Source organism: Maricaulis sp., assembly GCF_017642925.1.
In the GTDB taxonomy this organism is placed as follows: Bacteria; Pseudomonadota; Alphaproteobacteria; order Caulobacterales; family Maricaulaceae; genus Maricaulis.
Map to the genome: position 1 here is coordinate 97,919 of NZ_JAEPOL010000009.1, position 22,661 is coordinate 120,579.

Here is a 22,661-nt window from a genome sequence, read left to right on the forward strand (position 1 = left end):
CCATTTTCCCCGGAGGAGCGAAGCGAATTCCGGGGTCTGGTTGAGTTTCCGCTGAAAACCCGGGACAAGCCCGTCTTCTGATGCCAGGCCCCGGCACAAGGCCGGGGAAAGCGGTGTGTGTGATGGGAAAGCGGCGCTTGTGATGAGAAAGCGGCGCTTGCGACGGGGGCGGCACACGCAACCAACTTTCCCGCCTAGACCCGCACGGCCGCCAGCCCGTCTGCAATCCGCGCGAGCGATGCCCGCGAAACACCGGCATCCGCCGCAAAACGCGCCCAGTCTGCGACCGCTGCGCTGACCGTATCGATCACCTCACATGCGCCGGCAGCGTCCAGATCGGCTTCGGCCCCGAGGCGCACAAGTGTCTCCCGGCCGATATCGCGGCCATGTCCGAGAACACTGGTCGAATGCTCGCCACCCGGCCCGTCCGTGAACACCAGGTCATAGGCCGGGGCGAGGCTCCAGCGCCCGTCGCGGTCCATCAGGAAGCTGAACTGTTTGGCGTGATCGTCACGATTGCGGGCCAGCACATTGAATACGGCCAGCCGGTACATGGCGATCGCCTCGCGCCGGTCGCGGGTGACGGCGCGCGCCAGGCGGATCAGCTCGCGATAATCCAGCGCCGGCAGGCGAAAATCGGAATACAGAAGACCACAGGCCGAATGCACGTGCAGACGCGCATCGCCCTCCCGGTCGAAGCGCCGCGTGGCAAAATAGCGGACCTCGCCCGGGCCTTCGATCAGGCGGACATCGGGCATGATCACGCCGGCCGCCCGGGCCATAAGTGCATAGGCATATTCGATGGCGGCAATATCGGCCGGATCGTCGCGGCCGGGAAACTTCACCAGATAGCCGTCATACCCTTCGGGGATCGCGTCGGACCCGTGCCGGGCCTCGCCTGCCGCATTGAGCGCGATCAGGGCCTTGGGCCGCGCGCCCGCCGGTGAACCGCCGGCCTGGCCGAGCGCGGCAATCACCGCCCCCGCCTCGCCAGCCAGAACCCGCGCTGCATCCGCCGCCAGACGATCCAGGTCGAGCGCTCCTTCCGCGCCATCCCACACATCCATGGCCGGGGCATAGGTCAGCGCACCGACCCCGCGGCGCCCGACACAGGCCAGACGGTCCAGCGGTGTCAGCTGCGACGGCTCGAAACCCAGCTGCCGTGCGCGCCGGTCGACCAGGAGCCGCCCCCACCCGTCCGGCAGGCTGTCGGCAAACATGCCGTGAAGCCCCTCGAAGACGTCCCGCTTCCAGGCGGTTTCCAGCCCAAGGCCGGCCTGGTGATGCAGCGGCGATAATTGCAGGCCGGATGCGAGAAAATCCGGCGTATATTCCAGCCAGGCCTGGCCGTCGCGATAGGCCAGCCGTCCGACCGGCATGGCTGTGCGGTCATCCCATTGCAGCGTGACTTCAAGCGGCGTGCCCGGCGCGATCTTCACGTGCGCCGTCCCCGCTGCGGCCGCCGCGGCGGCTCCAGCACATCGTGCAACGATCCATAGCGCTGACGCCCGGCCAGCAGCCCGTCCAGCGCGGCTTCATCGCCCAGCGCCATGGCGAGCCGGATAAAGGAGACGAAGGCGATCTCGCCCGTGCGTTCGAACTTGCGCAGGGTGGCCACCGGAACCCCGCTGCGCGCCGCCAGACCGTCCTGCGTCAGATCCGCATCAAGCCGCCGCGCCCGAAGCCGCTGCCCAAGCGTTGCCGACACTTCCTGCGGCGTTGAGAGTTTAAATGACATTATGATATCAGTTACTGAGATAATTCCGGAATATTTGATACCATAATATCACTTGATTTGCGAGTGTTTCTCCCGGTTTGCTTTCCCCTGCTCCCCCTACTTTCCCCGGAGGAGCCCCACTCCCACTTTCCCCGGAGGAGCGAAGCGAATTCCGGGGCCTGGTTGAGTTTCCCGGAAACGCCGAAAACCCGGAGCAAACCTGTCTCCTGATGCCAGGCCCCGGCACAGGGCCGGGGAAAGTGGCGCTTGTGAGGGGAAAGCGGCGCTTGCGATGGAAATCAAAGCCTCGCCGGGGAAATCCAAGCCGCGAGACCCCTATCGCGAGCCCTGCGCCAGTTTCGCGGCGCCCGCCGTGAACAGGATCCAGCTGAGCGAATTCTGGTTCATCAGATTGCTTTCCGAGATCGAGGCCAGGCCCATGATGGCGAACTGGGCGAGCACCCAGTAGGTCTCGGGGCGTTGCGAAAAGATCGTGCCGGCGGCGCGGATCAGCGAGCGCAGATAGACGGTCAGCATCAGAACGACACCGGGAATGCCCAGCGCCAGCGCAATTTCCAGGAGGCCGTTATGGGCCGTCGGCACCGGCCAGCTCGTGCCGGCGCGGACCCAGTAGACCGGCCCGTTCTCCACCGTCCAGAAGGCACGATAGCCATAGCCCGTCCAGGGACGGCGCCAGACCTCCTCGATCAGGATGGCCCAGATATCGGTCCGGCCGGTCAGCGTGGCGTCGCGGCCCAGCATTTCCAGGAATTCCACCGGCGCGATCAGCAGGATCATGCCCAGCATGATGCCGCCCGTCAGTCCCAGGAAGAGCACCAGGGTGGCAAAGCCGAAACCCTGGCGGCAGGCCATGATGCCGATCGCCCCGCCCGTGCCGAGCGTCCAGGACAGGAGCGCCGTTTTCGAGGTCGAGAGGAGGACCAGCGCCGTGCACAGCAAGGCCATGCCGGCCCAGATCCAGCGGCGGTCCGGATCGGCGCGCAGCGCCGCATAGGCACTCACCGCACCCAGCGCCATCATGCCGCCCAGCGTGTTCTTCTCCCAGAACACGCCCTTCCAGGCGCCGGCATGCACCGCATGATCGATCCCGATCGAAGGGACGGCGACGGCCATGACGGCACTCGACACGGCGATCAGGCCGAAGGCCGAGGCGATCAGCAGGATCATTTCGCGCCAGGTCCAGCGCGAGGCCATCCAGAAGCCGAACAGGGTCGACATGATCAGGGCGAAGGAGCGGCGCAGCGTGGTGTCCGGGTCGATCGACCAGATCACCGAGACGGCGGTCAGCGAGACCAGGCCTAAAAGCAGGACATTATTGGCCAGCGTGCCCAGCACGGCACCGGGCCGCAGGGCGCACAGCGCCAGGGTGAGCGCATAGACCGGCAGCCAGATCAGCCGCAGGATGGCCGAGCTTTCCGGATCGGCCGGATCGGCAAACACCGGCCCGATCAGCGCGGTCGAGAAAAGATAGAGGCAGACAACCGTCGCCGAGCCTTCGAGGGCCCGTAAAAAGGAAAAGCCCGGCGCATTGCGCCAGGCCGTGATCAGCGCCGGTTCCGGTGCGATATCGCGGGCCGGTGCCAAGCTCATGCCGCGCTCCGGGCCTGCCCGTCCGCGCGGTTGACGATGATGCCGGCGACCACGCCGCCGCGAGCCTCGATCGCCTGGCGCCGGGCCATGATGCCGTCCGTGCGCGACAGGCGTGCGTCGGCCACCAGGATCACCCCGTCCAGATCGCCCACCAGCGAGAGCGGCGCGCGGCTGTTTCCCGGCGCATCGACGATCGCCAGATCGATCGAGCGGCGCACGGCTTTCCAGTAGTCCGGCGCCGGTCCGAGAAGGACCTGTTTCACCGTGTCGCGGCGGGCCTGCATCTGGGTGACGAAAAGATTGGGGGCCACCGACTCGCGGGCGACAATCCGGGCCTGAGCCTCGCCGGCCTCGATCCGCCAGAAGGGCTCCCGTCCGAAACGGGCATCGAAGACCGGTCCCTGCACCCGCGCTGCCTCGGCCTGGGTATTGCCGGCAAAATCGAGATCATACAGCCAGACACCGCGATGCGAGCGCCGCGCGGCCAGGCGGGCCAGCTCGCGCGCCACCGTCGAGGCACCGGCGCCGCGGCTGGCGCCCATCACCATGAGAACACGCCCTTCCCCGCCGGGCCGGGCAATCGGCTCGAGCTGGTCGATCAGGGTTGAGAGGTCCTGGGTGAGATTCATGACGGGCCTGGAATCATTCGTGTCGCGCCAGATTGCCCGCCGCGTGGTTAACGTCCCGCTTACGCAGAGCGATCGGCGATGCGCGCCAGCACCGGCAGGCCGCCATAGGGATCGTTCGCCGGCTCGGGCACATCCTGCGGCCGGCGCGTTTCGCGCGGACGGCGCAGCGCACCGGCGGCGACATAGGTGCGCCAGTAACCGCGCAGCAGGCCCAGGAAGAGCGCCACGCCCATGGCCAGCACGGCCGAGGCGACCAGTGCCAGCTTCTTCATCGACGAGCCTTCCAGCGGCGGCGAGGCCCGGTCGATCACGCGCACCGCATCGGCCGCACCGACAGCCGGAGCCCGGCGCGCTTCGGCCGTCGCTTCCAGCGCGGCAATCGCGGCGGCCGCCTCTTCGGCGGCAGAGACGTTCTGGGCCAGGCGCGTATATTCGGTTTCCAGACCGCGCAGGCGTTCCACATCGCTGCGCACATCGCGCAATTGCGTTTCCAGCGATCCGGCCAGAACGGCCTGGGAGCGGGCATCCGCCTCGCGCCGGGCTAGTTCCGATTCCAGTTCCTGGCGCACCGGATTGGCCCCGGAGCGGCGCTGGCCTTCGCTGGCTGCGGCACCACTGGCGACAAAGGCTTCCAGCGCGGCAATCTCGCGCTCCACCGCGCTCACCGCCGGCGCACCCGGCTGGTAGCGCGACAGCAGGCTGGCGCGTTCGGCGCGCAGGTCGAGCAGGCGTCCGGAAACACCGTTCTCGACATAAAGCTCGATCTGCTCGGGGATCTGGTCGAGCCGCTGGCGCAGCGCCGCGGCACCGGCCTGCGCCGCATCGCGGTCGGCCCGGGCACCGTTCAGGCGTTCGGCCAGATTGCCGACAAGGGTCTGCGAAGTCTGTTGTTCGGTGTCGAAATTCGACAGGCCGTGCTCGTCCAGGAAAGCATCCAGCGCGGCGCGCGTTTCCAGCACTGCCACATCGGCCTGCTGGCGGCGCACGCCCAGACCGGTCACACCGGTCTCGATCAGCACTTCCTCGCGATAGGCCAGATAGGCGTCGACAATCGCATTGAGGATCAGCGCGGCGCGTTCCGGATCATGGCTTTCGAAACTGGCATTGAGGGCCGAGGAGTTCGGTTCGCGCGACACGCCGAAACCGCCGCGCAGCACTTTCATCGCCGCGCCGCTGGCATCGCCGTCGACCGCTTCGCCCAGTACCGTTTCCGCACCCAGGCTGTCCAGCGCGATCCGGCGCACCGCTTCGGAACTCAACAGCTCGCTTTCCGACTGCATGACCTGGTTCAGCATGAAACCGTCACCCCAGCCGGCCGCGGCCGGTGTCGGGTCTTCGTTCAGCAGGACGAGAAAGCGCGATTCCGCGACATAGCTGGTCTTCAGCGTCAGCATCGCACCCGCGACGCCGAGGGTGAAAATCACCGCAAAAACGATGGCAATGAAGCCGCGCTCGGCCCAGGCCAGGGCCACCACGTCGAACAGGTCCAGCTCCCGGCGGCCGGAAGCCGCCGGACCGCCGGCCGGAGCCGGCTGGGGACCGGAAAAGTGGGACGCGCGAGTCATGCGTGCATATGAGCCGGATTGCGCTTAAAAATTTGTTATCCAACGCGGCCGACTATCCGCTCCGGACACGCTTGCGGAGAGTATTTCATGCGCGCGATCAAGACCGGCCTCTGCCTGGCGGCCCTGATGACCCTGCCCGGGCTCACCGGCTGCGCCAGCCATGGCGCCGATACCGCGCCTGCCGCAGCCTGGGGCGAACCGCGCTTTGCGGCCTGGCAGGAGACCGATCCGGCCTACCGTTTCTATCCCGGCGACAGTTTCGAAGTGATCGTACATTCCGCACCGGAACTCTCCCGCACGGTCGAGATCGGTCCGGACGGTCGCGTCGCCCTGCCCCTGATTTCCGACCTCATGGTCGCCGGACGCACCGATCGCGAGATCGGCGACACGATCGCCCGCGCCTATGCGCAGAACGTGCTCGTCAATCCGATGGTGGAAGTGCGCCGTGCCGGCCTGGGTCCGCAGAACATCATCGTCGGCGGCGAAGTGAATGCACCGGGCCTGGTCGAGATGACCGGTCCGATCGGCGCGCTGGAAGCGGTGATGCTGGCGGGCGGTTTCCAGAACACGGCCGCGCGCGGCGATGTCGTGGTGCTGCGGCGCGCGCCCGGCGGCGACATGATGATGCGCACGGTGAACCTGCACGACGCGCTGCGTGCGCGCCAGGGCGCCGACACTATTCAGATCCGGCGTCACGACATCATCTTCGTGCCGCGCTCGACCGTCGCCGAGGTCAATCTCTTCGTCGAACAATATGTGATGGGGATTGTCCCGCTCGACCAGGCGATGAGCTTCGCGATCGCCGACGCGATCACAAACAACTGATCCGCGGCTATCACGCTGCCTGAATGTCGGGAAAACGGGGCCCTCGAGACACCGGGACGGCACCGTTATGTGCATCGCGCAATCACCCGCGATAGCGCCTGCGGCAAACACCGCACAGGCCCGCGAATGCCACTTTGCGTTACGCCAATGTTGCGCTTATGAGGCCGTTACGGGTGAGCAAAGTCACCGCTACGCACCGCCTTCGCAGCACGTTGGACGGAGACACACGCTCCGCCGGGCACAGGACTGCGATCACCCTGCCGGCGAGTATATCATACCCGCCGGCGGCGTGGACAGTCTGGTGCGGATTATCGGCCTAGTGGCGGGTCGAGAGCCACTCGCGCGCAGCGCGCTGGGCCGCGGCGACTTCGATGGTCGACATCTGGTCGGAGATTTCCTGGCGATAATACTTCGCCGGCTCCGAACCCATCAGGGCTGCCAGATTGAACCATTTGTGAGCTTCGACATAATCGATCTCGCCGCCCTGTCCCGTGGAATACAGGATGCCGAGCTTGCAGAGATCCTCGCCGGTCGGGTCGGCGAAAGCTGCCTGGTGGGCCTGGGCCGTTTCTACGTCCGTGAAAGCCATGGGTCTTCTTCCCTTTTTACAACACGCGGGCGCGGCCTTTCTTGGCGTGTCACCCGCTTCACCATCCTGTCCGAATGCCTTCGAACATGAGGCGACTTTGCGCAAAGAGGATTGCTTTAAGGTTAAGGGAAATCAGGAAAAATACGCCTTAAATACTTACGCGCGTTAGGTTTTCCTACCAAGCGTTAAACGCGACATCCACGCATCGGCAAGGTTTGTACGCGCCCCCAGGCGGATTCTGCGGGGGGTCGCCAGCCGCACCAGGGTTAACAGCACCACGACAGCTGCGGAGATCAGGGCAAGCATGGCGTTGCGTTTCAGACGGTCCTGGTCCGCACTCTCGACAACCGGTGCCGGTATCGCCGGCTCCGCCGCTTCCAGTGCCCTGGGACCCAGTAATTCCCGCACGGCAAGCGACCGGTCTCCCGCCACATCCACCAGCCCGCGCAAGCGCCGGACATCGTCCGGCCCCGCCAGCCCGTCCAGCAGCCGGATCGCGACCGCCGGCGAGGTCTGCGCCCGGATCGCTGCGATATCCCTCAGCATTTCCGACAGGCCCCCGGCCCCCTCACGCGTACGGGCATCGATCCCGCCGCGCAGCAGCAGGGCCGTCTGGTCCGGCGCCGCAAAGGCGATATCCGCCCGCAGGCCTGTCGCGCTCAATGCCACCAGCGCCTCGCCGGACGAAAGCACCGCAGCCAGATCGGCCTCGAGCGCTGTCCGGAAACCTTCCGTCAGCCGCCCGGCCCGGCTGGCCGCCTGCAGGACTTCCGCACCCGGCATCGCAACGCTCGGCGAGATCTGCAGCTGGACCAGTCCCGCCTCGATCGCCGCAAGCGAGAATGCGAGCATATCGGCCGGCGCATCCGGAATAATGGCCGCATCACAGCCCTCGAAGGCCGCCGCACGATGCGCGCAGGCCTGAATGACAAAGTGGCGCACACCGCCGTAAAGCCGCGTGTCTCCCGCCACGTCGTCCGAAACCAGGCCCGGCAGGCTGCGCATTTCGAACTCGCCGCGGGCACGGCCCTGGAAAAAGGCCCGGGCGCTGGTATCGGCAATCGACCAGAGGAAGAGTGCCCGCTCATGACGCTGACGCAGGCGCTCGGGGGCCAGGATCAGCTCCGGCGGTTCCAGCCCGGCCGCACGCCCCGCAGCCAGCCTGTCGGCAAGGGCGCGGTCCATCAGGGCCTGGCGCTCCCAGGGCGGGCCGGCGCGCAATTGCGCGTCCAGTGCAGTGGTATTGCCATCGCCGGCAAGATGCTCGAGCGCCAGACGATCGCGGCCTATCAGATCGGGCCCGAGCGCAGCCCAGGCGCGGAAACGGTCGATATCCGCCCGCCGGCGCCGGTCGCCGTCAAGCGCCGCATCGAGACGCTCTTCCCAGAACGCCCGCGCATCCATGCCCGGCGGAACTGCGGACGCGATCGCAACAGGCAGGCGGCCGGATACGCTCTCATCCGCCGGCGCCGGGTCGAGATCGCCACGGGCGATCAGCCACTGCCCGCCGAACCAGCCCGCGGCCAGAAGAGAGAGGATCAGCCAGACCGGCTGGAAACCCTTGTAGAGCGCCCGCCACACCAGCCACACGACCAGTCCCGGCGGCGAGGCCTCCCAGGGCGAGCGGGTTTCCTCGCGCCAGGTTTCCGCGCGTTCGCGGCGGGTGGCTTCGGCATGGGTCAAGCCGCTGCGCCAATAGGCTTCGGCGTCCGGCCGCCGGCGCGGCTCCGCACGATCCGTATCCGCATGGACGGTCTCCGCCATGACGCCCCCTTGATCCCGGCCGCAATCTTCCGGTTCGGGGCGCGCCTGGCAAGGCCTTGCACGTCAGACGCGAGAAATCGCGGCAACAGCGGAGCAGGATGCGGTCAGGTCTTCGCCGTCTGCCCGAACAGCACGGCGCGCGCCTTCTTCATCTGTTCGCTGTCATCGGCCAGATTGCTGCGCAGATCATTGCCGACGGCCCGGCCTGCTTTCACCGCCGGACGCGCGCCGACGCGCTCGACCCAGGCTTTCAGCTTCGGGAAGTCGTCGAGATTCTGGCCCTGCCCTTCCGGCAGGATCCACGGCCAGATCGCCATGTCGGCAATCGAATACTCGCCGGCGATATAGTCGCGCCCGTCGGAGAGGGCCCGTTCCAGAACGCCGTAGAGCCGGTTCACCTCATTGGTATAACGCTGCTTGCCGTATTCCAGCTTGCTCTCGTCCGGCTCGATCTTCTGCGCATAGGAGCGGAAATGGTGCGCCTGGCCGGCCATCGGACCGAGACCGCCCATCTGCCAGAACAGCCATTGCTCGACCTCGACGCGGGCGCGTTCGTCGGCAGGATAGAACTGGCCGGTCTTGCGGCCGAGATATTGCAGGATGGCCGCACTCTCGAAGACGGAGATCGGCTGGCCGCCTGGTCCGTCCGGGTCGACGATCGCCGGCATGCGGTTATTGGGGCTGATCTTCAGGAAGGCCGGCTCGAACTGCTCGCCCACACCGATATTCACCGGCTTGAGTTCGTAGGGCAGGCCCATCTCCTCGAGCGCGATGGACACTTTCCACCCGTTCGGCGTGGGCCAGTAATAGAGTTCGATCGGGGCCGTCATGGCGCTCTCCTCAAAAAATCCGGTCCCTGCCAGATTGGCCCCCGACGTCACCCGTTCAAGGGGATGCTGCAATCACGGCCGCGTGTGCGACCTTCGGGCGCTTGGCAGGACACGGCCAAAGCCGTATCTGTCGGCGCGAACAGACAACAGGCCGAACCATGCCCGATCAAGATATCCTGTCCCGCTTCCCGCCGGTCTCGATGACCCTGCTGGAGACCGACAAGGCACGCTTTGCCCGCGAACTGGGCCGCAGCTTCCGGGAATACGGTTTCGCCGCCATTTCCGACCACGGTTTGGACGAGGCCCTGATCGCCGGCGCCTACGCCAAGGCCGCCGAATTCTTTGCCCTGCCGGAAGCGACCAAGATGAAATACTTCGTCGAGGGCGGTGGCGGTGCACGCGGCTATACGCCCTTCGGCAAGGAGATCGCCAAGGACGCCAAGCATGTCGACCTGAAGGAATTCTGGCATGTCGGCCGCGACCTGCCTGCCGGTCACCCCTATGAAGCCGACATGGCGCCGAACCTCGTCCCCGGCGAGATTGCCGGCTGGCAGGAGACCGTGCACGGTCTCTATGCCGCCTTCGACGCGATGGGTGTGAAAGTGCTGCGCGCCATCGCACTCGATCTGGGCCTGGAAGAAACCTTCTTCGACGACACGGTGAAGGACGGCAATTCGGTGATGCGTCTGCTTCACTATCCGCCGGTGACCGGCGATCCGGGCGGTTCGATCCGCGCGGAAGCCCATGGCGATATCAACACGATCACCCTGCTGCTGGGCGCCGAGGAACCGGGCCTGCAGGTAAAGACGCGCTCGGGCGAATGGGTCGACATGAACCCGCCGCCGGGCTGTCTCGTTGTGAATATGGGCGACATGCTGGCCCGCTCGACCAATGACATCCTGCCCTCGACCCAGCACCGCGTGATCAATCCGGCCGGTGCGCGCACGGAATTCTCGCGCTATTCCTTGCCCTTCTTCCTGCACTACCGGCCGGACTACATGATCGAGACCCTGCCCGGCTGTGCCGGACCGGACAATCCGGACAAGTATCTCGAACCGATCCGCGCCAACGATTATCTCAACCAGCGCCTGCGCGAGATCGGTCTTTTGAAATAGGACGCTTCTAATCTGCCGCCTCGAGCGGCGGACCCAGAAGTTCGGCCTCGATATTCACCGTCACCCGGTCGGCCACGCCGAACGAGGAGCCTTCGGCCGGGATGCCGTAGACAAGGCCGAAAGCGGAACGGTCGAATGCAGCTGTCGCCGAAAACCCGATCCGGGCCTGCGGGTCGTAGGGCACCATGCCGGCATAGCCGCCATTATAGGTGACATCGAGTGTCAGCGGCTGCTCGATGCCCATCAGGGTGAGCGTGCCGGCCACCTGCGCCGTATTCTCCCCGGTCAGCGTCACATCGCTCGACACGAAGCGGATAACCGGATGGTTCTCGACATCGAGCCATTGCGCACCGGTCAGTTCGGCGTCGAAATCCACATCGTCGAGCGGATAATGGGTTTCCAGCGAAGCCGGGTCGATCTCGGCCGTCACGGACATCGTCTCCGGCGCCTGCGGATCGAACTCCATCTCGACATCGAAGCGCGTGAAGCGGACCGGGTAGCGCGAGAAGCCCATATGGTCGACATGGACGATGAGGCTGCCATGGGCCGTGTCGAGCCGGTAGGCACCGGCCGGCGGCGGATCCATCGGCGGCGGCGCGATATCCTGGGCCAGGACCGGGGCGGTCATCAGGGCGGCTGCGCCAAGGGCTTTGAAAAGAGACTTCATGGTCAGTGTACCCCTTCGCGGGTTTCGGCGAGTTCCAGCGCCAATTGTTCCAGCTGCCAGGCGACACCCTCACGGCGCGGACCGGCATTGTCGAGACCGTCGAGGAAGGCGTCCTGCTCGACATAGGTCAGCCTGGTGCCGTCCTTGTCCGCCTCGAACGTGACCGTCGCCAGCGAGACCGAGATCGGTGTGCCGTCCATCGTCATGCGATAGGCCAGGATGATCCGCGCACCCTCTTCGATGTCATGGATCACGGCATCATAGGTGAAGCGTCCACCGTCAGGCGCGCGCCCGGAGGCGCTCTCCAGACCGCCGACGCGGAAGTCGAGCGCGTGCTCGATTTCGGTGAAGCCTTCGGTCTCGGCGAACCAGCGGCGTTTGGCGGCCGGCTCTGCCCAGGCGGCAAAGACCGTGCGCGGCGGAAACTCATAGCGCCGGCTGAGCGTGAACGTGTCGTGGTCGACGCGGCGGTCGGTCATGCAATATCTCCCCTGAAGGGTTTGGTGTCGGGCTTCTCCACCCACACACCCAGATGCGAGGCCAGAGCGGCGAGCAGGGTCTTCCAGCCGTCGCGCATCCGGTCGGCGTATTCGGCATAGGCAGGCGGTATGTCCTGGACGAGGGTCAGGCTGGCGCCGGTCTTTTCCGGCACGACGGTCACCGTCACACGGCCACCCTCGGCCGGGTCGATGTCCGCGCTGCGCCCGGTTGCGAAACGGAAGATCAGACGGTGCGGCGGATCGATCTCTTCATAAATGCCGACAAAATAGGCATCGCCGTCATCGCGCCGGTCGAGGATCACAAAGCGTCCGCCGTCACGGGCATCGATCTCGCACCGTTCGGCCGGACGGCCCGAGCGGACGAAGAGCCAGAGGCGGGCCAGTTCCGGATCGAGCCAGGCGCGGAATACGTCCTCCGGATCGGCTTCCAGATGTCGCGTTTCCGTGATGCTCGGTTGGTCTGTCATGGGATGGTCTCCCGCGTCAGGTGTGAAACGAGGTTTTCCAGCAGGGCGCCCCAGCCCTCGCGATAGCCCGCGAAGATGTCCGAACCGGTCTCCGCCGCGATCTGCAGCGTCAGGCGCATGCGGGCGCCGGCCCCGTCCGGATCGATCTCGACCGTCGCCAGCGCGGAGGACAGGTTGCGCCCTGCAAGGCTGACGGTCTCGGACATGATGATGCGGCGGTCCGGCACAATGTCCTGGTAGACGACCACCGCCTCATAGGCGTTGGCATCGCCATCGGCCCAGCAGCGGCTGATGTCGCAGCCGCCAACCCGGAAATCATCCGCGTCATAGACGAGATGAAGATGGTCCGCCGGCTTTTGCCACTGTGTCCGCCCCTCCACGTCCTTCCAGGCCGCGAATATCTGCGCCGGCGTGGCGTCGTAGCGCCGCTCCAGCGTGAAGCGTTCATGGGTGATCCGGTCAGTCATCTGGCATCTGCCTTCATCGCCGTCACGATCTCGACGAGCTGCTCGATCACGGTGCCCCAGCCATCATGGAAGCCCATGGCTTCATGGCGTTCGCGGGACGCCCTGTCCGGGTGCAACACCGTGGCGATGTAATGCGTTCCCGCACCGTCCGGCCTGAATTCAATCCCGGCGGTCATGTGAATGCCGCCGCAATGCTCGGCATCGCCCGCCGGCCGGTAGCCCGGCAGCAGCGCGCTGGTCCAGGCAATCCAGGCTTTCGGCTCGACCGCGACGAAGATGCCGGCATTGTCGAAGCGCTCGCTTTCGGGCGATTGCATCACGGTGCGGAACATGCCGCCCGGACGCAGGTCCATCTCGACCTCCGGCGTCGTCCAGGGGCGCGGCACCCACCATTGCTTCAGGCGTTCCGGATCGGTCCAGGCCGACCAGACCAGATCGACGGGCGCATCGATACGGCGATCGATGGCCAGGTCGGTTTCGGGGTTGAAGCGGGCCCAGTCACGTTTGCGGGTCATCGGGGGTTTCCTTTGCAGCCATGTCCCTGAGATAGGCGTCGAGCCGGTCGAGCCGGGTCTCCCACAGCGCTTTCTGCTTCGACAGCCAGTCCTGTGCCTCGCCCAGACGCGCGGTTTCCAGCCGGCAGGTCCTCACCCGTCCGGTCTTCTGCGTGCGGATCAGCCCGCCCGTCTCCAGCACTTTGAGGTGCTGCATCAGGGACGGCAGAGCCATTTCGAACGGTTCGGCAAGCTCGGACACCGAGGCCGGCCCCTCGATAAGACGGGCGATAACGGCCCGGCGGGTCGGGTCCGCCAGGGCATGAAAGGTGGAATCGAGATGCGTCTGATAGTTAGGCATATGCCTAGGTTTTCAGCGACAAGCCGCGCCGTCAACCCAAAACTTATATATTCGCCTAACTTTCCCCCAACCGACTGATCCAAAACGAAAACAGCCTGTGATCTCGCGGGTGCGATATTACTCGCCTCGATAATTTCCATAGTTTCAATTGATTATCTTTCGCGCGCAGGCGGACGTAGTCTGGAATCAGCGACAAGACGCGACGGATCTGACCGGTTTTGCGCCGGCGGCGAGCCATTTCGGACTGACCCGGCCCGCCGCCACTCAGCAAACTGAAGGACGCGGACTCTCGTCCGCGTCCTCTTTTTGTCCGGCCAGACAAAGTGTGATGACGCGCACACTCGCCCTCCCTCTCCCCATGGATACTGACGGCCCATTCGACTGCCAGGGAGGACGTCATGGCCACGCTCGAATGCCGGCTGATCAATGCCTCGATCGCCTGTTATGCGATCAAGAGCGGGGCGCTCGATCCCGCCAATCCCAACCTCGCAAAGCTCGGCCTGAAGCCGGGCACCAAGCCCACCGTCTTCGTGAACGGGCCCGAGCACATCAATGCCGGCTTCGTCGCGGAAACCTCGGATGACTGGGTTGTGCTCGCGCTGCGCGGCACGCTGCCACCCTTCAAGGGCGATCTGTGGGCGTGGATCCGAGACTGGTTGCAGGATTTCGAAGCCGGCCCGACCGACTGGACAATTGGCGGACGTGTCTTCGGGCGCGTGGAGACTGGTTTTGCCACCGGCATGCTCAGCATCTGGCCCATGGCCAAGGCCGCGATCGACGCCATCGACCTGACCGGCAAGCGCGGCATTCTGGTTACCGGTCACTCCAAGGGCGCCGCGATGACCTTCCTGGCGACCTCGCTGATCAAGTCCGAACACCCGCACATGCTGGTGCAGAACTGCTGCTTCGCCGCGCCGATGACCTGCGATGCGACCTTCCAGAGCAATTATGATGCGCTGGGCCTGCGTCCCTTCACCGTGCGCTACCAGAATGAGTACGACATCGTCCCCTTCCTGCCCTGGTGGCCGGCCCTGACGCTGGCCGCCAGCGCCGAGCGGCGCGAGCGTGGCGAAGCGGTGCAGATGGCGCCGGAAGCCTGGCCGGAGCCCGGCAATAGTGCGTCAGACAATCTCTACAAGCCGGTCGGCATCCTGCGCTATATCGGTCCCGATTGTCTGATCGAGTATGGCACGAAGGCCGAGAACGACGCCTGGGCCGCGCTCTGGCAGGCGATCGATGCGGGCGACTTCCGCGAGATCGCGGAGGCCCATTCCGCGTCCGGCCGCTATTGCACCTGCATCTGCTGAGGCGGATCAGGTGTCGGACGGGCCGGGCATTTCCTTCACGTGGACATCCATCTGCGGGAAGGGGAATTCGATGCCGTGCTCGTGGAAGCTCTTCCAGATCGCCATGTAGACATCGCTGCGGACATTGGAGAGCCCGTTCTGCGGGTCGGAGATCCAGAAGCGCAGGTCGAAATTGACCGAGCTGTCGCCGAACTCCATCAGATTGCAGACCGGCGTCTTGTCCGGCACGACACGGTCAACGGTCTGGGCGGCGGCGATGGCAAGCTGCTGCACCTTCTCCATGTCCACAGTCCCGTAGGACACGCCGAAGGGGGCGTGCTGGCGCACCACCCGGTCGGATTTGGACCAGTTGATCACGCCATTGGCGATGAAGTGCTCGTTCGGGATGAGGTGCTCGGTGCCGTCGCGCGTGCGCATGGAGACATAGCGCGACTGCATGCCCGTCACCCAGCCGAACTGGCCATCGACTTCCAGCGCATCGCCCGGCTTGATCGACTTGTCGGCCAGGAGCGTGAAGCCGGCGGCGAAGTTCGCCACGGTCTTCTGCAAGCCCAGCCCGACCCCGATACCGACAGCACCGGAAAAGATCGCCAGCGTGGCCAGGTTGAAGCCGGTCAGCTGCAGCGCGATCAAGAGCGCCACGATCGGCAGGACAAAGCCGAGCACCTTGGAGATCAGCGCCCGCAAGGCCGGCGAAATCTCGTCGGCACGTTCCAGCTGGGTGTTGATCGCGCGGCCGGCAAAGGAGGCCGCCCAGAACAGCACGCCGAAATAGATCAGCGTGCGCAGCACGTCGAACAGGGAGAGATCGACCGGATCGCCCTCCTCCGTCTCGCCCAGCGGGATGGCCAGCGCCTGCAGCTGCATGACGACATCGTCGAGCAGGCCGAACACATCGAGCGCCGCCACCGGCCAGGCGATGTAGAAAGCGACCTGCGACCAGAAGCGCGAGCGGATAATCAGCGTCACGGCGCGGATCACCAGCCAGGCCGTCATCAGGCTCATCGCCGCGTTGATGAGATGGAAGGGCCGATCGACCGCGCCCAGCACCACACGCTCGATCGCCAGCACAGCCAGCAGCGCCAGCGGTGTGGCCAGGGCAATCGCCGCGGTCAGCAGCCGCCGTGCCAGACCCGTGCGGATCAGCTCGCGCGTGTGCGCCTCGACCAGATGACGCAGGCGCGGCCCGAAGATCAGCGCCGGGATGAAAGCCGCCGCCACCAGTCCGATCTGGATCGCGACATTGATGTCCAGCAGGGTTTCCTGGAGCCAGGTCAGGATCTCGCCGAAACGGCCCTGAAACGCTTCGAGCGGCAGGAGCTCGTCGAGAGCGGAATCATCCTGTGTCATGGGCCTTGGCACTCCGGCTCGTGCGGTGAGATCAAAGGGTTAGCACGAGATGCGCGCGCAGGACCAGAGGCGGAAAGGAACGGGCGGCGGTTTCAGCCGTTACAACCCGTATAGCCACAAGGGAGGTCATCATGGCCACTCTCCATGCGCGCGAATTGCGCACCGTGTGGCGGCGCCGGCTTTTCACCTTCGCGGTCGCCACCTTTATCGTTCTCGCCCTGCTTCTCGCCGTCGGCAGCCCGCTGATGGCCGAATTCGTGCAGCCCGGCCTCATCGGCCCTGTCGTCTTTGCCGTCGAGTGGGTGGTGATTGCCGCGGGCCTGACCTGGCTGGCACTGTTCGCCCTGTCGAAGCGGCGCCGGGACCTGCCCGGAGCCGAATAGTCCGGGCCGCTATCGCCCTCGGTAGTAGCGGCGGGCAACGCCGACAAAGATCGGGCTGGCCAGGAAAGCGTACCACGCCCCGGCGATACCCGTGGCGAACAACGAGAAAAAGACAATGCTGGCCGCACTGTCATAGGCGCCGTTGGCGGCGCTTGCCGACAGGAGTGCGCCACTCAGCCCGCACAGCGTGGCCAGCCCGATCGCCGGTCCGCCGACGAGAAAGCGCTGCCATTTGAACGCCATGCCCGGTGGCTGGTCCAGCCTTCGCGCCCACCAGGTCGAGAGGGCAAAGTCCGCCATCCAGATCACGGCAAAGCCGGCCGACAATCCAAGCAGGATGGCTGCTGGCACGCCCCCGGGTCCGGACAGTGCTGTGACGGCCCGAAGGAGCGCGACGCAGGCAGCCACGCCCCCGGCGAGCACGACAGTCCGGTTGGGGCGGCGTACCACCCTAGCCCAGCAGCTTCTTCTGCAGGATCTCGTTCACGGCCTGGGGATTGGCCTTGCCCTGCATGGCCTTCATCACCTGACCGACAAACCAGCCCATCGCCTTGGGCTTTTCGCGCACCGAGGCGGCCTGATCGGGATTATCGGCGATCAGCTGGTCGATCACGGCCTCGATAGCGCCGGTATCGGTGACTTGCTTGAGGCCCCGCTCCTCGACGATCGTCGCCGGGTCGCCACCTTCAGCCCACAGGATCTCGAACACGTCCTTGGCGATCTTGCCGGAAATGGTCTCGTCCTCGATGAGGGCGACCAGCCCGCCCAGCTGCGCGGCGGACACCGGGCAGTCGGTGATGGTCAGGCCTTCCTTGTTGAGGCGGCCATAGAGCTCGTTATTGACCCAGTTCGAGGCCAGCTTGGCGTCGCGCCCTTCCGCCACTTCCTCGAAATAGGCTGCACGATCCTTGTCGGCCGCCAGCACGGAGGCGTCATAGTCCGACAGGCCGAGCACGGAGACAAAGCGCTCCCGCTTGGCGTCGGGCAATTCCGGCAGGCCGGCCTTGATCTCGTCCACCCAGGTCTGCTGCAGCTCCAGTGGCAGCAGGTCGGGATCGGGGAAATAGCGGTAATCGTGCGCCTCTTCCTTGGACCGCATGGAGCGGGTCACACCGGTATTGGCGTCGAACAGGCGGGTCTCCTGGTCGACCTTGCCGCCTTCCTCAAGGATGTCGATCTGGCGCTGGGCCTCGTATTCGATCGCCTGGCGGATGAAGCGCAGCGAGTTGACGTTCTTGATCTCGCAGCGTGTGCCCAGATGCTTGAAATCACCCGTTTCGCGGAATTTCTCGTAGGCGCCCGGCTTGCACACCGACACGTTCACGTCGGCGCGCAGCTGACCCTTTTCCATGTCGCCGCCACACGTGCCCAGATAGCGCAGGATGGTGCGCAGTTTGGAGACATAGGCCGAGGCCTCTTCCGGCGAGCGGATGTCCGGCTTGGAGACGATCTCCATCAGCGCCACACCCGAGCGGTTGAGGTCGACATAGGTGGAGTTGGGGTCGAGATCGTGGATCGACTTGCCCGCATCCTGTTCCAGATGCAGGCGCTCGATACGCACGGTGAAGCGCGAACCGTCGTCGCGCTCGCACTCGATGGCGCCCTCACCCACGATCGGGAACTGGAATTGCGAGATCTGATAGCCCTGCGGCAGATCGGGATAGAAATAGTTCTTCCGGTCGAAGCGCGACCAGTTATTGATCTTCGCATTGAGGCCGAGCCCCGTCTTCACCGCCTGTTCGACGACGTGCTCATTGATCACCGGCAGCATGCCCGGCATCGCCGCATCGACCAGCGAGACCTGGGTGTTCGGCGCCGCACCGAAGGCCGTCGCCGCGCCGGAGAACAGCTTGGCGTTGGAAACCACCTGGGCGTGGATTTCCAGCCCCATGACGACTTCCCAGTCACCGGTCACACCCGGCAGCGTATAGCTATGATCGCTCATCTTGCTCATCCTCGTCGTCCCAGGTCGGACGCTCTTCTTCCGGCGTATTCATCGCCGCGACCAGTACCCGGCCCGCCATCATCACGGTCAGACCGAAAAACAGGAAACCGACGCCGGGTGTCACCAGCAGTACGGTCCAGAGATTGCGCGGCTCCAGCGGGGCGATGCCGCGGAACACGACCACGCCGGCCAGCACCAGCAGCGCGCCGACCAGGAAGGCCGGCCGCGACAGCTTCATCGCCGGGTGCGCGGGTTCAGTCATTGCCCGCATCCCCGCCATCCGTGCGCTTGCGGCTGCCCGGCGCCGGGACGAAGGCCCGCCAGGCCGTGCCCAGACCGATGACGCACAGGGCCAGCCCGATCAGCAGCACCACGATCACCCACAGCGAGGGCAGCGTGCCCGCCCCCAGCGTGGCGATCAGCCCGTCGACACCGCTGAGCACCAGCGGCACAGCGAACATCAGGCACATCAGCGCGATGGCCAGGACGATGATCCGCGTCGTCCAGACATTGGCAGCGCCGGTTTCGCGCGTATCGGGTCCGGGAGCGTCGCTCATCGGCCTACCACCACTTCTCCGCCTTGAAGCCGAAGCCGGCACTGTCCTCGATCGCCGCACCGACCTTGAACATGGTCTCTTCGTCCAGCGCGCGCGTGATCACCTGCAGCCCCAGCGGCAGGCCCGACTTGTCCAGCCCCGCCGGCACCGACATGGCCGGCACGCCGGCCAGGTTCGCCGTCACGGTGAAGACGTCGTTGAGATACATCGCGATCGGATCGTCCGACTTGGTGCCCAGACCGAAGGCGGCCGACGGTGCGGCCGGCGTCAGGATGGCGTCGACCTTCTCGAAGGCCTGGTCGAAGTCCTGCAGGATGCGCGTCCGCACTTTCTGGGCCCGCAGGTAATACGCGTCGTAATAACCGGCCGAGAGCACATAGGTGCCGATCATGATGCGGCGCTGCACCTCGTGGCCGAAGCCTGCGGCGCGCGTCTTCTCATAGGTGTCGTTGAGATCCTTGCCCTCGACGCGGTTGCCATAGCGCATGCCGTCATAGCGCGCGAGATTGGACGAGGCTTCCGCCGGCGCAACGATGTAATAGGCCGGCAGGGCGTATTTCGTGTGCGGCAGGGAGATGTCGACAATCTCGCAACCGGCGGCCTTGAGCCAGTCGATACCCTTCTGCCAGACCTCGTCGATCTCAGCCGGCATGCCGTCGACGCGGTATTCCTTCGGAACGCCGATCTTCAGACCCTTCACCGATTGACCGACCGCGGCGGCAAAATCCGGCACATCATTCGGCAGCGAGGTGGAGTCCTTGGGGTCGTGCCCCGACATCGCCTGCAACAGCAGCGCCGAGTCCTTCACCGTCTTGGCGAACGGGCCCGGGTGGTCGAGCGAAGAGGCGAAGGCCACGACGCCCCAGCGCGAGGTGCGGCCATAGGTGCCCTTCACGCCGACCGTCCCCGTAAAAGAGGCCGGCTGGCGGATCGAGCCGCCCGTATCGGTGCCTGTGGCACCGAAGCACAGATCGGCGGCCACGGCCGCAGCCGAACCGCCGGACGAACCGCCCGGTGTCAGGCTCTCATTGCTGTCCTTGGCCTTCCAGGGATTGACCACCGGACCGGTATTCGACGTCTCGTTCGACGAGCCCATGGCGAATTCGTCCATCGAGGTCTTGGCCACGAAGACAGCGCCGGCATCCCACAGCTTCGACGTCACCGTCGACTCATAGGTCGGCTTGAAACCCTTGAGGATGTTCGAGGACGCAGACGTATCCACGCCTTCCACGGCGAACAGGTCCTTGATGGCCAGCGGCACGCCTTCCAGCAGACCGCCCTCGCCCCTGGCCAGGCGCGCATCGGCAGCCTTGGCCATGGCCATGGTCTTTTCCTCGTCGAAGGCCGTGAAGGCATTCAGCGCCGGCTGGGCCGCCTGGCAGGCCGCAAAGGCCGCCTGCGCAAGCTCGGTCGCGGAGACCTCCTTGCCCTTCAGCTTGGCGGAAACCTCGTCGAGGGAGAGTTTGAGAAGATCGCTCATATGCCCCTACTCCACCGATTTCGGCACGACGAAAAAGCCCTCATCGGACTTCGGTGCATTGGCGAGAACCTTGTCGCGGATCCCGCCATCGGTGATCTCGTCCTTGCGCATCGGCAGCGGGAAGGCGACGGGCGTCGTCATGGCCTGCACGCCCTCGACATCGACCTCGTCGAGCTGCTCGATCCATTTCAGGATGCCATTGAGCTCACCCACCAGGGTGTCGATACGGTCTTCCGGCTCGGCGAGGCGCGCGAGGCGCGCAATACGCCGGACGTCGTCAGCGGTCACGGACATTGGAAATCACTCCGGATAGTCGAAGCCGATTGAGTACCAACCCGGTTTCGCAGGTGCAAGAAAGCTTGACGGCTGCGCCTGCACGGCGCATTGGCGGCGCATGCCCGTTATCGCCCTGGAAGACCTGCCCCACGGCCCCCTGATCGCGCTCGATCCGGGCACAAAGACGATCGGCGTGGCGTCCTGCGGCGCCTCGCGCGGGCTGGCCACACCGGTGGAAACCATTGTACGCACCAAGTTCACCGCCGATGCCGAGCGCATCTTCGCCCTCTATGACGAGCGCAATGCCGTGGCGATCGTGATGGGCCTGCCGGTCAATATGGACGGGTCCGAAGGTCCGCGCGTCCAGTCCGTCCGCGCCCTGGCCCGCAATCTGTTGCGCCTGCGCGATATTCCCGTCGTCTTTCAGGATGAGCGCCTGTCGACCTTCGAGGCCGAGGAAAAGCTGATTGCCGCCGGGGTGCGCCGCGACAGGCGCAAGGCCGTGATCGATGCCCACGCCGCCGCCAACATCCTGCAAAGCGCCCTCGACCGTCTGGCGCAGCTGGGTTGATAGCCCGAACCTCTTTCTTCCCCACGGAAGTGGGGAAGTGGGCCGAGGCAAGGCCTCGGGTCGCCACGTTTTTTTGGGGGGCGCGGCCACAGGCCGCGAACGACCGTCGAGCGAGGCACCACCATTCCGCCGCGTATCGCGGCGGCCCCTCCCCCGTTTCACGGGTCCCCCTCCCCACGTCGTGGGGAGGAAAGGCAAAGCGGTGGATGACCTTGCGGGCAAAGCGCAATAAAGAGACTCACCATGCAGGCTTCGATCGTCTCCGCTCTCGTCCCCGTATTCGGTGTCATCTTCATCGGATGGCTGTTGCGCCGGTCCAGCCTTCTGCCGGATGACAGCTGGGCGCCGATCTCCCGCCTCGCCTATCTGGGCCTGTCGCCCGCCCTGCTGTTTTCCTCGATCAGCCATGCCGACCTCAGCAATATCCAGCTGGGCAGCTTCATCCTGGCAGCCATGCTGGGCTTTCTGGGCATGGCGGCGATCACGCTGGCGCTGAAGCCCTTCCTGCGCATTCCCGACCCCACCTATACCAGCCTCTTCCAGGCCACCTGCCGCTGGAACGGCCTCCTCATCCTGGCCCTGGGCATCGCCCTGTTCGGCGATGAGGGCGAGATCCTGGTGGCGCTGATCATGGTCGTCTCCATCCCGCTGGTGAACATGGAGTGCGTGGCGGCCCTGTCGGTCTGGGGCGATGGCGCCAAGCCGAAATGGGATTCGATCCTCTATCGCATCCTCACCAATCCGCTGATCCTCGGCTCGGCCGCGGGCGGTATCGTCAATCTGGGCAATATTCCCCTGCCCGGCATGGTGACGGACACGGTCGACCTCCTCGGCCAGGCCGCCCTGCCGCTGATCCTTCTGGCCGTCGGTGCCGGTCTCAACTTCACCGCCATGAAGGCCCGGCCGCGCCTGCTGGCGCTTTCGGTCTTCATCAAGCTGATGATCGGGCCGCTGGTCTTCTATGGCGTCGGCCGGGCGCTCGGCATTGAGGGCGTGCCGCTGACCATCCTCCTGCTCACCGGCGCTTCACCCGGCGCGGCCTCGGCCTATGTGCTGGCCAAGCAGATGGGCGGGGATGCCCCTTATTCGGCCGGAGACATCACGGCATCAGCGCTCTTCTGCTTCGTAACCATCCCGTTCTGGCTGTGGGCGTTGGGATAGCGACTGCCCATCCTTCCCCTTGACGGGGAA

27 protein-coding genes are annotated in these 22,661 nt (G+C 65.5%); 6 read left to right on the forward strand and 21 right to left on the reverse strand.

The genetic code is table 11. The features are described 5' to 3' along the window. Positions 1-194 precede the first annotated feature (194 nt). The 5 genes from JJ918_RS09055 to JJ918_RS09075 form a co-directional block, all read right to left on the reverse strand. Complete coding sequence (locus tag JJ918_RS09055) at positions 195-1,439, reverse strand: type II toxin-antitoxin system HipA family toxin (protein ID WP_291886109.1); 1,245 nt, start codon at positions 1,437-1,439, stop codon at positions 195-197. Then, positions 1,436-1,738: a helix-turn-helix transcriptional regulator gene (locus tag JJ918_RS09060; protein WP_291886111.1), complete on the reverse strand. Its 303-nt coding sequence runs from the start codon at positions 1,736-1,738 to the stop codon at positions 1,436-1,438. The genes JJ918_RS09055 and JJ918_RS09060 overlap by 4 nt, the downstream gene beginning before the upstream one ends. Before the next feature lie 315 nt (positions 1,739-2,053). After that, positions 2,054-3,328 carry an O-antigen ligase gene (locus JJ918_RS09065; protein ID WP_291886113.1) on the reverse strand — a complete coding sequence of 425 codons (1,275 nt, stop codon included), beginning with the start codon at positions 3,326-3,328 and terminating at the stop codon, positions 2,054-2,056. Beyond that, on the reverse strand, positions 3,325-3,957 hold the full coding sequence (locus JJ918_RS09070; RefSeq protein ID WP_291886117.1) for a hypothetical protein: 633 nt from the start codon (positions 3,955-3,957) through the stop codon (positions 3,325-3,327). Before JJ918_RS09070 ends, JJ918_RS09065 begins: the two co-directional genes overlap by 4 nt. A gap of 59 nt (positions 3,958-4,016) precedes the next feature. After that, positions 4,017-5,522, reverse strand: coding sequence for a hypothetical protein (locus JJ918_RS09075; RefSeq protein ID WP_291886120.1), 1,506 nt, complete (start codon positions 5,520-5,522; stop codon positions 4,017-4,019). Positions 5,523-5,609: 87 nt separating this feature from the next. Here JJ918_RS09075 and JJ918_RS09080 point away from each other — a divergent pair, with 87 nt between their 5' ends. Further along, entirely contained in the window at positions 5,610-6,347 is a 738-nt protein-coding gene (locus JJ918_RS09080; protein ID WP_291886123.1) for a polysaccharide biosynthesis/export family protein, read from the forward strand. Positions 6,348-6,663: 316 nt separating this feature from the next. On the opposite strand, the gene JJ918_RS09085 is transcribed toward JJ918_RS09080, so the two are convergent. The 3 genes from JJ918_RS09085 to JJ918_RS09095 form a co-directional block, all read right to left on the reverse strand. Beyond that, positions 6,664-6,936 carry a hypothetical protein gene (locus tag JJ918_RS09085; RefSeq protein WP_271185406.1) on the reverse strand — a complete coding sequence of 91 codons (273 nt, stop codon included), beginning with the start codon at positions 6,934-6,936 and terminating at the stop codon, positions 6,664-6,666. 165 nt (positions 6,937-7,101) lie between these two features. Then, positions 7,102-8,700, reverse strand: a complete 1,599-nt coding sequence (locus JJ918_RS09090; RefSeq protein WP_291886126.1) for a hypothetical protein — start codon at positions 8,698-8,700, stop codon at positions 7,102-7,104. 104 nt (positions 8,701-8,804) lie between these two features. Beyond that, positions 8,805-9,530, reverse strand: a complete 726-nt coding sequence (locus JJ918_RS09095) for a glutathione S-transferase N-terminal domain-containing protein (RefSeq protein ID WP_291886129.1) — start codon at positions 9,528-9,530, stop codon at positions 8,805-8,807. A 158-nt stretch (positions 9,531-9,688) separates the two neighbouring features. Between JJ918_RS09095 and JJ918_RS09100 the strand changes: the two genes are divergently transcribed. Further along, a complete protein-coding gene (locus JJ918_RS09100) occupies positions 9,689-10,645 on the forward strand; it encodes a 2-oxoglutarate and iron-dependent oxygenase domain-containing protein (protein ID WP_291886130.1) in 957 nt (318 codons plus the stop codon). Positions 10,646-10,652: 7 nt separating this feature from the next. Here the strand turns inward: JJ918_RS09100 and JJ918_RS09105 are convergent, their stop codons facing one another. Genes JJ918_RS09105 through JJ918_RS09130 form a run of 6 tightly spaced genes read right to left on the reverse strand, consistent with a single transcriptional unit; the run spans position 10,653 to position 13,601 of the window. Then, positions 10,653-11,312: a YceI family protein gene (locus tag JJ918_RS09105; protein ID WP_291886134.1), complete on the reverse strand. Its 660-nt coding sequence runs from the start codon at positions 11,310-11,312 to the stop codon at positions 10,653-10,655. A gap of 2 nt (positions 11,313-11,314) precedes the next feature. Then, positions 11,315-11,791 (reverse strand): SRPBCC family protein, encoded by a 477-nt coding sequence (locus JJ918_RS09110; protein ID WP_291886137.1) that lies wholly within the window; start codon positions 11,789-11,791, stop codon positions 11,315-11,317. Beyond that, positions 11,788-12,279, reverse strand: coding sequence for an SRPBCC domain-containing protein (locus JJ918_RS09115; RefSeq protein WP_291886139.1), 492 nt, complete (start codon positions 12,277-12,279; stop codon positions 11,788-11,790). Before JJ918_RS09115 ends, JJ918_RS09110 begins: the two co-directional genes overlap by 4 nt. After that, the gene (locus tag JJ918_RS09120) at positions 12,276-12,746 is read right to left on the reverse strand and encodes an SRPBCC domain-containing protein (RefSeq protein ID WP_291886141.1); all 471 of its coding nucleotides are present in this window, start codon (positions 12,744-12,746) and stop codon (positions 12,276-12,278) included. Before JJ918_RS09120 ends, JJ918_RS09115 begins: the two co-directional genes overlap by 4 nt. Beyond that, the gene (locus tag JJ918_RS09125; protein WP_291886143.1) at positions 12,743-13,261 is read right to left on the reverse strand and encodes an SRPBCC family protein; all 519 of its coding nucleotides are present in this window, start codon (positions 13,259-13,261) and stop codon (positions 12,743-12,745) included. The genes JJ918_RS09120 and JJ918_RS09125 overlap by 4 nt, the downstream gene beginning before the upstream one ends. Further along, a complete protein-coding gene (locus tag JJ918_RS09130) occupies positions 13,245-13,601 on the reverse strand; it encodes a helix-turn-helix transcriptional regulator (RefSeq protein ID WP_291886146.1) in 357 nt (118 codons plus the stop codon). The genes JJ918_RS09125 and JJ918_RS09130 overlap by 17 nt, the downstream gene beginning before the upstream one ends. A 398-nt stretch (positions 13,602-13,999) precedes the next feature. Here JJ918_RS09130 and JJ918_RS09135 point away from each other — a divergent pair, with 398 nt between their 5' ends. Next, a complete protein-coding gene (locus JJ918_RS09135) occupies positions 14,000-14,908 on the forward strand; it encodes a lipase family protein (protein WP_291886149.1) in 909 nt (302 codons plus the stop codon). A gap of 6 nt (positions 14,909-14,914) precedes the next feature. Here the strand turns inward: JJ918_RS09135 and JJ918_RS09140 are convergent, their stop codons facing one another. Continuing rightward, positions 14,915-16,258 carry a mechanosensitive ion channel domain-containing protein gene (locus tag JJ918_RS09140; protein WP_291886150.1) on the reverse strand — a complete coding sequence of 448 codons (1,344 nt, stop codon included), beginning with the start codon at positions 16,256-16,258 and terminating at the stop codon, positions 14,915-14,917. A gap of 131 nt (positions 16,259-16,389) precedes the next feature. Here JJ918_RS09140 and JJ918_RS09145 point away from each other — a divergent pair, with 131 nt between their 5' ends. After that, positions 16,390-16,641, forward strand: coding sequence for a hypothetical protein (locus JJ918_RS09145; protein WP_291886153.1), 252 nt, complete (start codon positions 16,390-16,392; stop codon positions 16,639-16,641). A gap of 9 nt (positions 16,642-16,650) precedes the next feature. Here JJ918_RS09145 and JJ918_RS09150 read toward each other — a convergent pair whose 3' ends face one another. The 6 genes from JJ918_RS09150 to gatC form a co-directional block, all read right to left on the reverse strand. Continuing rightward, entirely contained in the window at positions 16,651-16,992 is a 342-nt protein-coding gene (locus JJ918_RS09150; protein WP_291886156.1) for a hypothetical protein, read from the reverse strand. 100 nt (positions 16,993-17,092) lie between these two features. Then, the gene (gatB, locus tag JJ918_RS09155; protein ID WP_291886159.1) at positions 17,093-18,586 is read right to left on the reverse strand and encodes an Asp-tRNA(Asn)/Glu-tRNA(Gln) amidotransferase subunit GatB; all 1,494 of its coding nucleotides are present in this window, start codon (positions 18,584-18,586) and stop codon (positions 17,093-17,095) included. Beyond that, positions 18,573-18,848 carry a hypothetical protein gene (locus tag JJ918_RS09160; protein ID WP_291886161.1) on the reverse strand — a complete coding sequence of 92 codons (276 nt, stop codon included), beginning with the start codon at positions 18,846-18,848 and terminating at the stop codon, positions 18,573-18,575. The genes gatB and JJ918_RS09160 overlap by 14 nt, the downstream gene beginning before the upstream one ends. Beyond that, complete coding sequence (locus JJ918_RS09165) at positions 18,841-19,143, reverse strand: hypothetical protein (protein WP_291886164.1); 303 nt, start codon at positions 19,141-19,143, stop codon at positions 18,841-18,843. Before JJ918_RS09165 ends, JJ918_RS09160 begins: the two co-directional genes overlap by 8 nt. A gap of 4 nt (positions 19,144-19,147) precedes the next feature. Next, on the reverse strand, positions 19,148-20,623 hold the full coding sequence (gene gatA / locus JJ918_RS09170) for an Asp-tRNA(Asn)/Glu-tRNA(Gln) amidotransferase subunit GatA (RefSeq protein ID WP_291886166.1): 1,476 nt from the start codon (positions 20,621-20,623) through the stop codon (positions 19,148-19,150). 6 nt (positions 20,624-20,629) lie between these two features. Further along, complete coding sequence (gene gatC / locus JJ918_RS09175) at positions 20,630-20,917, reverse strand: Asp-tRNA(Asn)/Glu-tRNA(Gln) amidotransferase subunit GatC (RefSeq protein WP_271185387.1); 288 nt, start codon at positions 20,915-20,917, stop codon at positions 20,630-20,632. A gap of 100 nt (positions 20,918-21,017) precedes the next feature. On the opposite strand from gatC, the gene ruvX reads away from it, so the two are divergent. Together ruvX and JJ918_RS09185 are read left to right on the forward strand one after the other, a co-directional pair. Beyond that, positions 21,018-21,470, forward strand: a complete 453-nt coding sequence (gene ruvX / locus JJ918_RS09180; protein ID WP_291886170.1) for a Holliday junction resolvase RuvX — start codon at positions 21,018-21,020, stop codon at positions 21,468-21,470. 243 nt (positions 21,471-21,713) lie between these two features. Then, positions 21,714-22,631: an AEC family transporter gene (locus JJ918_RS09185; protein WP_291886173.1), complete on the forward strand. Its 918-nt coding sequence runs from the start codon at positions 21,714-21,716 to the stop codon at positions 22,629-22,631. Positions 22,632-22,661 lie beyond the last annotated feature (30 nt).

Bases quoted from the DNA above. Each gene is read 5' to 3' on its own strand.
- JJ918_RS09060 (WP_291886111.1), bottom strand. From the start codon at position 1,738: ATGTCATTTAAACTCTCAACGCCGCAGGAAGTGTCGGCAACGCTTGGG.
- JJ918_RS09065 (WP_291886113.1), bottom strand. From the start codon at position 3,328: ATGAGCTTGGCACCGGCCCGCGATATCGCACCGGAACCGGCGCTGATC.
- JJ918_RS09070 (WP_291886117.1), bottom strand. From the start codon at position 3,957: ATGAATCTCACCCAGGACCTCTCAACCCTGATCGACCAGCTCGAGCCG.
- JJ918_RS09075 (WP_291886120.1), bottom strand. From the start codon at position 5,522: ATGACTCGCGCGTCCCACTTTTCCGGTCCCCAGCCGGCTCCGGCCGGC.
- JJ918_RS09080 (WP_291886123.1), top strand. From the start codon at position 5,610: ATGCGCGCGATCAAGACCGGCCTCTGCCTGGCGGCCCTGATGACCCTG.
- JJ918_RS09085 (WP_271185406.1), bottom strand. From the start codon at position 6,936: ATGGCTTTCACGGACGTAGAAACGGCCCAGGCCCACCAGGCAGCTTTC.
- JJ918_RS09090 (WP_291886126.1), bottom strand. From the start codon at position 8,700: ATGGCGGAGACCGTCCATGCGGATACGGATCGTGCGGAGCCGCGCCGG.
- JJ918_RS09095 (WP_291886129.1), bottom strand. From the start codon at position 9,530: ATGACGGCCCCGATCGAACTCTATTACTGGCCCACGCCGAACGGGTGG.
- JJ918_RS09100 (WP_291886130.1), top strand. From the start codon at position 9,689: ATGCCCGATCAAGATATCCTGTCCCGCTTCCCGCCGGTCTCGATGACC.
- JJ918_RS09105 (WP_291886134.1), bottom strand. From the start codon at position 11,312: ATGAAGTCTCTTTTCAAAGCCCTTGGCGCAGCCGCCCTGATGACCGCC.
- JJ918_RS09110 (WP_291886137.1), bottom strand. From the start codon at position 11,791: ATGACCGACCGCCGCGTCGACCACGACACGTTCACGCTCAGCCGGCGC.
- JJ918_RS09115 (WP_291886139.1), bottom strand. From the start codon at position 12,279: ATGACAGACCAACCGAGCATCACGGAAACGCGACATCTGGAAGCCGAT.
- JJ918_RS09120 (WP_291886141.1), bottom strand. From the start codon at position 12,746: ATGACTGACCGGATCACCCATGAACGCTTCACGCTGGAGCGGCGCTAC.
- JJ918_RS09125 (WP_291886143.1), bottom strand. From the start codon at position 13,261: ATGACCCGCAAACGTGACTGGGCCCGCTTCAACCCCGAAACCGACCTG.
- JJ918_RS09130 (WP_291886146.1), bottom strand. From the start codon at position 13,601: ATGCCTAACTATCAGACGCATCTCGATTCCACCTTTCATGCCCTGGCG.
- JJ918_RS09135 (WP_291886149.1), top strand. From the start codon at position 14,000: ATGGCCACGCTCGAATGCCGGCTGATCAATGCCTCGATCGCCTGTTAT.
- JJ918_RS09140 (WP_291886150.1), bottom strand. From the start codon at position 16,258: ATGACACAGGATGATTCCGCTCTCGACGAGCTCCTGCCGCTCGAAGCG.
- JJ918_RS09145 (WP_291886153.1), top strand. From the start codon at position 16,390: ATGGCCACTCTCCATGCGCGCGAATTGCGCACCGTGTGGCGGCGCCGG.
- gatB (WP_291886159.1), bottom strand. From the start codon at position 18,586: ATGAGCGATCATAGCTATACGCTGCCGGGTGTGACCGGTGACTGGGAA.
- JJ918_RS09160 (WP_291886161.1), bottom strand. From the start codon at position 18,848: ATGACTGAACCCGCGCACCCGGCGATGAAGCTGTCGCGGCCGGCCTTC.
- JJ918_RS09165 (WP_291886164.1), bottom strand. From the start codon at position 19,143: ATGAGCGACGCTCCCGGACCCGATACGCGCGAAACCGGCGCTGCCAAT.
- gatA (WP_291886166.1), bottom strand. From the start codon at position 20,623: ATGAGCGATCTTCTCAAACTCTCCCTCGACGAGGTTTCCGCCAAGCTG.
- gatC (WP_271185387.1), bottom strand. From the start codon at position 20,917: ATGTCCGTGACCGCTGACGACGTCCGGCGTATTGCGCGCCTCGCGCGC.
- ruvX (WP_291886170.1), top strand. From the start codon at position 21,018: ATGCCCGTTATCGCCCTGGAAGACCTGCCCCACGGCCCCCTGATCGCG.
- JJ918_RS09185 (WP_291886173.1), top strand. From the start codon at position 21,714: ATGCAGGCTTCGATCGTCTCCGCTCTCGTCCCCGTATTCGGTGTCATC.